The organism is Eoetvoesiella caeni (genome assembly GCF_003315175.1).
Taxonomy (GTDB): Bacteria; Pseudomonadota; Gammaproteobacteria; order Burkholderiales; family Burkholderiaceae_B; genus Eoetvoesia; species Eoetvoesia caeni.
This window is the reverse complement of the sequence record NZ_QNRQ01000029.1, coordinates 1-9,383: the sequence shown is the minus strand read 5'-3', so window position 1 is coordinate 9,383 and position 9,383 is coordinate 1. Positions and strand designations below refer to the sequence as shown.

At 54.3% G+C, this 9,383-nt stretch carries 8 protein-coding genes; 1 reads left to right on the top strand and 7 read right to left on the bottom strand.

What is annotated here, in order from left to right:
- Positions 1 to 642: 642 nt before the first annotated feature.
- Positions 643 to 1,533: a hypothetical protein gene (locus DFR37_RS22445; RefSeq protein WP_113935380.1), complete on the top strand. Its 891-nt coding sequence runs from the start codon at positions 643 to 645 to the stop codon at positions 1,531 to 1,533.
- Positions 1,534 to 1,728: 195 nt separating this feature from the next.
- Here the strand turns inward: DFR37_RS22445 and DFR37_RS22920 are convergent, their stop codons facing one another.
- From DFR37_RS22920 to DFR37_RS22415, 7 genes are all read right to left on the bottom strand, one after another.
- Complete coding sequence (locus DFR37_RS22920; protein ID WP_147251672.1) at positions 1,729 to 2,283, bottom strand: hypothetical protein; 555 nt, start codon at positions 2,281 to 2,283, stop codon at positions 1,729 to 1,731.
- Between the two features lie 32 nt (positions 2,284 to 2,315).
- Positions 2,316 to 3,776, bottom strand: a complete 1,461-nt coding sequence (gene tnpC / locus DFR37_RS22440) for an IS66 family transposase (protein ID WP_242341954.1) — start codon at positions 3,774 to 3,776, stop codon at positions 2,316 to 2,318.
- A gap of 238 nt (positions 3,777 to 4,014) precedes the next feature.
- Positions 4,015 to 4,347 carry an IS66 family insertion sequence element accessory protein TnpB gene (gene tnpB / locus DFR37_RS22435; RefSeq protein WP_147251671.1) on the bottom strand — a complete coding sequence of 111 codons (333 nt, stop codon included), beginning with the start codon at positions 4,345 to 4,347 and terminating at the stop codon, positions 4,015 to 4,017.
- Positions 4,344 to 4,775 (bottom strand): transposase, encoded by a 432-nt coding sequence (locus tag DFR37_RS22430; RefSeq protein WP_113935379.1) that lies wholly within the window; start codon positions 4,773 to 4,775, stop codon positions 4,344 to 4,346. Before DFR37_RS22430 ends, tnpB begins: the two co-directional genes overlap by 4 nt.
- Positions 4,776 to 5,344: 569 nt before the next feature.
- Positions 5,345 to 6,184 (bottom strand): metallophosphoesterase, encoded by an 840-nt coding sequence (locus DFR37_RS22425; RefSeq protein WP_113935378.1) that lies wholly within the window; start codon positions 6,182 to 6,184, stop codon positions 5,345 to 5,347.
- A 73-nt stretch (positions 6,185 to 6,257) separates the two neighbouring features.
- Positions 6,258 to 8,024, bottom strand: coding sequence for an AAA family ATPase (locus DFR37_RS22420; protein ID WP_170139996.1), 1,767 nt, complete (start codon positions 8,022 to 8,024; stop codon positions 6,258 to 6,260).
- Between the two features lie 24 nt (positions 8,025 to 8,048).
- On the bottom strand, positions 8,049 to 8,435 hold the full coding sequence (locus DFR37_RS22415; protein WP_113935376.1) for a hypothetical protein: 387 nt from the start codon (positions 8,433 to 8,435) through the stop codon (positions 8,049 to 8,051).
- Positions 8,436 to 9,383: the final 948 nt, after the last annotated feature.

Below are 9,383 nucleotides of genomic sequence, written 5' to 3'. Positions count from 1 at the left end.
TTGCGCGCAGCAGCACCGATGATTGATAATCTGACTGTCCTGCCTGGGGGAATTTGACCGGCCAGAAGTGGGGGAGTTTGAAGTGGCCAACGGGGCATAGAAGCTCTGATTGAGCAGTATGGCAGTAGTATTAAAACAATAGGTGTACAGATGGCCTGCCCTCCAAGGATGAACGGTACAACCGAATGGTCGATGGAGCGATTAACGGAAATTATCTCTGGAGTCGCGCTTAAAACAGGTCAGGAAACTCACGTATTTAGGTGTGTTAACGGAACATCCTATGTAGATGACCATGGATTCAATGACGTGCCGGAATTAGAAAGTCAACATACTATTTTCTCGACGTTACTATAGGCGACTGGCGCGTTGGGAAGGAGGCCCACAAGCAGCTTGCTGCTCCCAGTCGCAAGCTATTGAGAAACGGCTAGGATGAGCGCCGGTTTAACTCATGGATGGAATTAAGGGCGTGCCGAGCGTTTGCTTGGTGGGATATGCCCTGCACAGTCTTACTTGTAGTGGTCGTGACTTGATCTGACACGGATTGTCTGATCTATTAGGCAGAAAACGACCCTATGCGGCCGTTAGAATATGACCGCGTGTGCATGACTGATACGCTAGTCCGCTGATACCAAGGAAATGAAAATGCGTAGCTTTCAGGGAGCTGTTCTATTCGTCGATATGCTGGGATTCAGCGCCCTCACTAGGGGCAAGCTGCCTCTTGGTAAAGAGGAATTCGCGCCGTGGCAGGTTGACTCAGAGGGAGAATTTCCCCACCAACTACTTGCCGCAAAAATATTAATTAAGTTTCGTAAAGCGTTAATGCAGACCAATAAGACCTTTACCGGCGTTAGAGTCGCTCAGTTGTCAGACTGCGCATTTCTCTGGTCGACTGATGTAGGCATGATAGCCGATGCAGGACGTCACCTAATGCACGAGGCCGCATTAATGGGCCTTCTATGTCGCGGCGGACTCACTTTCGGCGACATTCACGAACCAGATAAGTTGAATCACTCTCTGGGAGCTTTCATTGTCGGCGATGCCGTAACTCGTGCAGCATCGTACGAGGCTATGGGCAAGGGTATGCGCATCTTCACCGATCAAGAGACCGCCAGTCGAGTATTAAAGGAACGTCCCGCTGAAGGCTTTAAGCCACTCGTCAACCCGTTGACAGGCGACACTATTGACGAGTGGCAATGGTATGCACCAAGTCAGTCACTGTTATCAGCGCAAAACAGTTCGCGACTTCGTAAGGAGCTGGAGCGCGTCGTTGGTTGCCATACGATGCTTCGTTACTCGCCAAAGCTAGCTTGGAGCGCAACGACGCTTGAAGGCCGCCGCCAGATAGCCTGCTCGATTGTTGCTGTGTCTGACGCTATGGAGCGACTATCTGGAAATTCGAATGAATTCCTTTTCACCGTCGAACACTTGTTGAGTGCCAATCCAGGGCGTTCCGACATTGTTCGCCAGCGAGTCCAGCAGCAGTTTGTTAACGAACTGTTGACTGTAATCCGGCCTAGACGGCGGAGCAACTAGAGCAGGATTAAGGGCCGGCGAGCACTGGGTGAGTGACAGCTCATGGCCGATATTTAACGCTCATGACAGACGGAAGTCGACTGAGCTGAGCAGTCAGTTAATTAGCTCCAACTGAGTATTAGATTGATCCTTGGCCTGAGGCAGTTTAAGAATGCTCCGTACTTTCTAAGAAAGGCTGGACGATTCGGCTTCAGCTTATGGATTTATATTCGTTTGCGCTCGGTGCGTGAACAGTAATGACTTTGCCAAATCGAAAGCTTCAACGTATTGCTCCGGTGAATTTTGAGTTAGATTATTGACGACAATTTTATGATCAGATGCGCTGACCTTAAATTCAGCCACACCAAATCTCACTGCGATCTCATGGATAGTTGTGATGCCCCAGGCGTCTTCAGCCCTTCCGTCTGGATGCATGACAAAGCTATGCACGTAGTCTCCTAATGCACTCTTTGCGCCACCGTAAGCTGCGTGAAAACGCGTTGCCAATAATGCTACTGGCTCAAATCCTGAAACTTCACTGAGAGCTTCAGCATACGCAGCACATCTTCCAAAGGTGAATTCCGCCGCATGATGGGCCGGGATTAATGGCGGTGTACGAGGAGTAATAGATCCAAGGTAAATTGGATTCGTTCGGATGGCAGTTTGCGCAGCAGATATTTTTTCAGCTTCCGGAAGGTGCAGTAGCGGTAATTTCTTTAATTTTTCTTCCGAGTAAAAACGTGTCCTTACGTAAGCGTCCGGCCATCCCATATTGACACGCCCGCATAAGCGGGCGTTGTTGTTTAGTGCGCGGTGGTCGGTTGCCAGTTATGCGGCAGCAACTCATCAATTCGACTAGCCGGCTGCGTGGGAAGACGCGTGAGTACGTCTTTCAAGTAGGCATACGGGTCCAGGCCGTTGAGCTTGGCTGACTGGATCAAGGTCATGGCGGCGGCAGCCCGCTTCCCGGCGCGCAAGGAGCCGGCGAACAGCCAGTTACTGCGGCCAATGGCAATGGGCCGGATCTGGTTCTCGATCCAGTTATTGTCGATCGGCAACTGCCCATCATCCAGGTAACGCGTCAGCGCCACCCAGCGTTTCAGGCTGTAGTCCAAGGCCTTGGCCGTGGCCGAACCGTCCGGCACCCGCTCTCGCTGAGCCCGCATCCAGGCATGTAAGGCATCGGCCACAGGCTTGGCCTGCTCCTGCCGTCTTCGCCTTCGCTCTTCCGTGGTCAGGTCTTTCACCTGACGTTCGACCTCATAGAGCTGGCCGATATATTGGAGGGCTTGTTCTGCGAGCTGGCTTTTGGCCGACACATGCAAGTCGAAGAACTTGCGCCGAGCATGCGCCATGCAGCCAATCTCGGTGATGCCCTGTGTAAAACACGCTTTGTAGCCCCCGTAGTCATCACACAGCAGACTGCCTTGCCAATCGCCCAGGAAGTGGCGAGCATGTTCGCCCGCCCGACCTTCGGTGAAGTCGTAGACGACTGCACGCAGCTCTTCGAACGCGCCAGGCGCATAGGCCCACAGGTAAGCACGATGGGTTTTCTTAGTTCCGGGCTTGAGCATCTGAACGGGCGTTTCATCGGCATGGACCACACGGTGCGCAAGGATCGCTTGGCGAAGCGCATCGGCCAGTGGCTGCAGCTGCACGCCGCACACGCCCACCCATTCGGCCATCGTGGAGCGCGAGAGCTTCATGCCGGCGCGCTCGAAGATTCTTTCCTGACGGTACAGCGGCAAGTGATCCGCGTACTTGGCTACCAGCACTTGCGCCAGCAGGCCGGTAGAGGCCATGCCTTTGTCGATAACGTGGGCTGGAACGGGTGCCTGGGTCAACGTCTCGCACTTCTTGCAAACCCACTTGCCACGGATGTGGCGCTCGACCGTGAACAGGCCAGGGGTGTAGTCCAGCTTCTCAGATACGTCTTCGCCGATGCGCTGCAACTGGCAACCACATTGGCAGGTTGTACTGTTCGGTTCGTGGCGGTGTTCAACACGTGGCAAGTGCTCTGGCAGTGCCGCTCGTTTAGGCTGCTGAACGAGGCGGGCGGCTGGTTTGCCGCGTAGCAGGTCAAGTTCGGCCTCAATGGCGGCGATATCTGCGCAGACCGTGTCTTCCAGCAGGCTGCCTTGCACACCCGAGAGCTGCTCGCCCTTTTTACCGAATTGGTAGCGGCGCAGATTGGCAATCTCGTGGGTCAGTTGTGCGATCTTGGCGTCTTTGAAGCGGATGTTGTCGCGGTGGCCAGCGAGCATCTGTTCACGGCGCACCAAGATCTGGCGTGTTTGTTCCAACTCCTGCTCGTGGCGCAACAACTGCTCGGTCGTTCTAGCCAGCTTCTGCTCGTTCTCGCCCAGCGCGGCCATGAGGCCACGAACCTTCTCGCGCAAGGCATGCGCGTCCAGTTCGTCGAGGCTTTGGGCAGAGGCAATCATAGCCACCAGTGTGCCATGACCCGCTAGGCGTAAGCTATTGGCGGATGCCCCAATTGCATTACAAGACGTCGATGACCCCGCCCGGACCGATGCGCTGCCATGGTAGGCCGATGACCAGCGCCTGCAGTTGTTCATCGGTCAGTGGTACGTTGGGCGAACCGAGCCGTGGCCAAGTAAAGCCTCCCTTGTGAAGCCGCCTGGCGGCCAGCCATATACCGATGCCGTCGTGCACCAGCACCTTTATGCGGTTGGCCCGACGGTTCGCGAAGAGGTAGGCATGGTGCGGCTGCGCCGCACCGAAGACCTTGACCACCCGCGCCAGGGCCGTCTCGGTGCCCGCGCGCATGTCCATCGGTTCAACCGCTAGCCATATTTGGTCGATGCGCATCATCGCATGACTTCACGTAGCCAAGCTGCGCAGTGCTCAATGTGAGCTAGCGGCCACTGAACAGAGGCCTTCAAGTCAGCGCGTTCGAGCTGGATCTCAATGTGAGGCGCAACGTCGTCCTGCTTCAATGCGCGCGGCTTGGCAGCCAGTGTAGGTAGCGCAATAAACTGCGCGGCTATATCGCGTTTGACCGGCATCGGCACCACCTCAATATCGCGATCGCCGTAGCGCTCATGATCCTGGACCCAGCGACGCAGAAGATTTGCATTAATACCGTGATCCCGAGCCACCGACGCTACAGAGATACCTCGCTGCTGGCAGTGCGCAACAAGTTCGGCCTTGAACTGCGGATCATACCGCCGACGCCGCTGAGGCGAAGTCGTTTTAAGAATGTCTGAAGAGTACACGTGTCCACCTATGTAAATGGACACTTATGCTCTTAGATCTGTGTCTCGGCATCAAGATGGGTTCGCCGGACGCTTACGTCCTTACTGCTCCAGAGCCATGCGCAATAGCCAGTGGACGGATCGTGCGTTCCGAGAAGTCAAAAAACGACTTCACCCCTCTTACATCAAACACTTGATCATGATTGTCTGCAACGTAAACGCGTAAGGGCCTGAGTCGCTCAATTGGGAGTTCGGCCCTTGGATCAGTCGATGGCGTCCACCAATCCACATGTAGTAGCCAGTTCGTCATACGCGCAAGCGCCACTGCAAAATTAATGCAGGACTCAGCCTCCCATTGAGATATCAATTGAAGGGGAAAAGATGCACGTTTTTTTTGTTTTGCTTGTCCCATAATAGCTATTACCTCTTCATCTGGAAAATCGATTCATAGTGCATTTGTTGTGTACAGACGAAAAGTCTTATATCAGTCAGAATCCTTGAGGATCGTCAAGATTTAGCACTAATATTCGCTTAAAGTTTAACGTGCGAGCTAGTACTCCCCTTCGAAAGATGGCTCTTGGCCGACAGAGGCAAGTGTCTGACCTTCAAACGCATCATACTAACCACTCCTGCTCCTCGCCAAGACACAGTACGAGCAAACACGTATCCGGCCCTCTGTCATAAGCTCCTCGGTCAATAAAAAAATGCGATTCATGCAGCACCATATACGCCAACGGTGTATGGCCCACATACGTTAGGGAGAGCCCAGGGTGCATAGGTTGCTGACTCACAAGTAGCTTGCCGGCAGGCGTGTCAATTACTGTGCACTCCTTTACTTTCACCTGGCCCACCAACCGCCGACCCCACGTGAGCGGCTCGACCATGCCCGACAAGACTTCATCGGTGAGTAGGTCATCCGTTAGAACCCGTTTTGGCGATTGATCCACGGGTGAACCTGCCAACGTAGACCATATATCTCCCTCTTCAACACGTCCGGTCATCAGCTCTGCGTGGGCAACATGAAACTGCGAAGCCCCTTCACCTACTGTAATGACGTAGGGCAATGCCACGACGCGCGGTAGTAAGTCATGCATCAACTCCGCTTCAGTTTCCGTGTCCAAACCAAGCACCCAGCGTCCGCCATTTTGAAAAAATATCTTGGCCGGGTCGTCGAAAGCATAGGGCTGGACGACCGGGTAGACGTAGGCAATTAGCATGTCCTCGTGATTACCCCGCACGGCATGGAACCACGGCTCACGTAAAAGCCGCAGGCACCCCATCGAGTCCGGGCCACGATCGGCCAAATCTCCCACGGAAAACAACCGATCTTTAGCGGGTTCAAACTGAAGGCGTGCTAATTCTGCGTGCAACAGATCCAGGCAGCCGTGCAGGTCGCCAACGATAAAGTCGCGCCCGACCGTATTGGCCGGCAGGTGTTGATGAAACGTGGTCATGATCCTTCTCTTTCCAATTTATACACCGGCCTGTCTTGGCGCAGAAGCACCGCCTACCAACAGGCCAGCATGATTAGTGCACGGTGTACAGCACCTCGTCCGCATCCCGCCCCAACAACTCCAGCACGGCGCGACGCATTTCACGCGGCGCCAGGCCTCGAACTAAGACTACTTGACGAGGCGTCAGCGTCAGCCCGCCCGGCGGTAGATCCCAAGACCGTTCCATGTCGCGCAGGACGCCTTTCACAATAACCTCGGTATGCTCGAGCCCAGGGGTTGGAAAAAACACCGGTCGCAGCCGAGATAACAGCGGTTTAGGTAATGCACTAAGTGAGTTGCTGGTGGCCACATAAAGGCAATGCGACAGGTCGCACTCCGTCATCAGGTAAATGTCTTGGTACCGGCGCGCATTGCCCGGTTCGAGCAAATCCAGCAAGGCCTCCTGAGGATCGCCACCGTTGCTATACATAGCACGCGCCTTATCAATCTCATCGAGGATAAAAAGCGGGTTGGCCACCTTCGTTTGCTGCATAAACTCCACCATCCGTGAGGGACGATTGCTCGCCCACCCGCGGGTCACCCCTTTAAGCAATTTGACATCGGTCATGCCCGCCAGATTAATGACGGTATTCGGCGTACCTAATAAGTCGCTCAAACGCTGCGCGAACCGCGTCTTGCCAGTACCGGGCAAACCCACCAGCAACACTGGCGCCATACCTAGCCGCATCACACCGTGGCGCCGGCGCGCAATCAAATCGCTCATCACAACCGAAATAGCCTCCTCTGCCCAGGGAAACTCACCACTCAACGTCGCCCGTAGGCCATACAACTTGGCCAAGGAAGGGAACGTGGAGCACACCATTGGCTGGCGCAAGCTCTCAAATTGCTTTAGGTACTCAGACTCTGCACGATCGCTTGAGGTGGGAATCACACCAGGCACGATCACCACTTGGTTCGGATCTGGCTGGGCAGCCGTTTTCACCGGGGCCGGCTCTGGTTTCACTCTGGGAGGCTCTGGATTTTTTTCCAGGTCGTCCAGGCGCAAGAACACGGCAAGCTGCTGCTCGATCAAGGCCGAGCGGTACGCTTCAGCATCTCCCACCTGCTGAGCCGCCGCCTCAATCAGACGGTTCCACAGCGGTTTGATCCAGGCCAACGCCTCACGACGTTGGACGAGTGGCGACACATACGCAGACATGTGTTTGCCAGGCAATAGCGTCAGGTAATTCACCACGCAAGCTAAGGCACAGCCAAATGCCTCCCGATCCCAGCCGCAGAAATTGCGCTGTACGTGGCGTAACGCCACCCGTGCCCCCAAGTACCAAGCCTGCGCGATATCGTGACTAACGACGGGTGGCATACGAAACGTACGCTCACCAGACTCCGCCAGCCGAGGCAAGGGATCCACCTCCAGGTTGAACTCTACCTTCTGCCCGCGCTGTGCCAATAAGGTATTAGCCAACGCCAAGGCGCCGACCACGCTATTGAGCTGGCGTGCCAACTGGAACCAGTCTTGAGGGTTGCTGCTGCCCAGAACGTACTCATCCCCCTCGGGGCGCCGGGCCTGCACGAAGCGCCCCAATGCCACCGCGGCCGCCGCGCGAACATGGCGGGCCTCTTTCGGATCGCAGACAAGGACAAGGCAGCGTTTCATCTCGGCCAACGGACGCGCACAAGGCTCAGTGCTCCGATACAGCAACGTAAGCAGCTCATCGCCAAAGAAGTTTCTCAACGGCACCGCAGGCAGTTCGGCTGCGCGACGTGCTCCGTCCAAAATGTCCTCACCAGCGTCGGCATCTACAGCTTGCGCTAATGCGTTCGTATAGTCATTGTGATTCATGATGCACCTTTTATTCATTTTCCGTTATGGATCAATACGGCAAACGGAACACACAACCCGTAACCAGCCAGCCTTGTCCTGCATTTCCCCACGGCGGCCACACCGCTCGCAGATCTGCAGGCTTGCGGTCGCCGCCAACTCGACAGCGTTTCGTAGTGCGGTAGCCATCTCATCGCTCACGCCATGGTGGGAGTAATAAAAACGCAGGCCGCCAAATTTCTCTTTGACTTGGAGAACCTCAATTGACGCGCCAGGAGCCTCTTGCAAAATCGTGGCCAGACGCTCGCACAAGAGCGTCACGACTTGGCTCCAGCCGTCCCCCAACTCGAAACCCCAGTGCAACGGCCCCTTAGGGAACAGGCGTGGATAAGCGGCAGGCAAAGAGTTCAGACGAGCGCGATCCTCGGTCATGATGTTCTCCGATGTAAAAATGAAAAAGGTATGAGACAAGCAGCCGCTATCGGGCGGTCTGGAAAAGCGCTATGGCGGCGGTGTTCGCCAACTCAGCAAAATAGAAAGGCATTTCATGGAATACTCCGTCACTGTTTATATTGGGCCAAGCCATTAATGCAAGAAGCCCCGCTTGGAGCGAGGCTTCTTGACGATGTACCGAATAGATAAAAGCGTCAGATCCTCGCGCGCATGAGCGCTCTCACCGTGGTAGCGGTGGTCGTCATGACGTTAATCGAATTGTGCCAATTGCGATTCATGAAGTGCCTCGAATTCCGATTAGGGGACGCCAAGAATATTTTCTCAACGCATGCTTATAGACTATCAAGCAGCGGGTAGCGCGCGCAAGCGAAAACATATAAAAACGACATATAAAAACAAAAGCCGTGGTTAAAATGAAACACGCAAGTATTTGAATTTATTGATTTTTATCCCGTAAAGTCTCACCTTTAATCCCGTAAATACTCACCTTTGCCGAGCAGAACTTACCTATTAATGCAGTGTTCTCTGAGAGTCCAAATAGACATGAACCAACCAAGCGTACAAGCTCTTCGCTCGGTGTATCAGACGCTTACGATGAGCGAGACATAACGCAAACTGCAGGAGTTGGTTGGCGGTAGTTTCTGTCATGCTCATAGTTTGAGCGGGACATAAAGATTTAGAAATTCGCACTTACCGATGGGAGTTCGATAAGTCTGTCAAAGATAAATGGCAAAAGGCCATACAACAGACTATTTTCAATAAGGCGGATTGTCGGCCAGCGTCTTAAGTCCGCCAAGATATATCCTTTGGACGGCTGTATCGAGTTCTTTCGGGGAGTATCCGTATTTTTGTGGGCAAGGCGGTTGAACAACTTTTATCCCCTTGCTTGGGTAAATCGATCGCCGAACATAATGGCAAACTGATTCA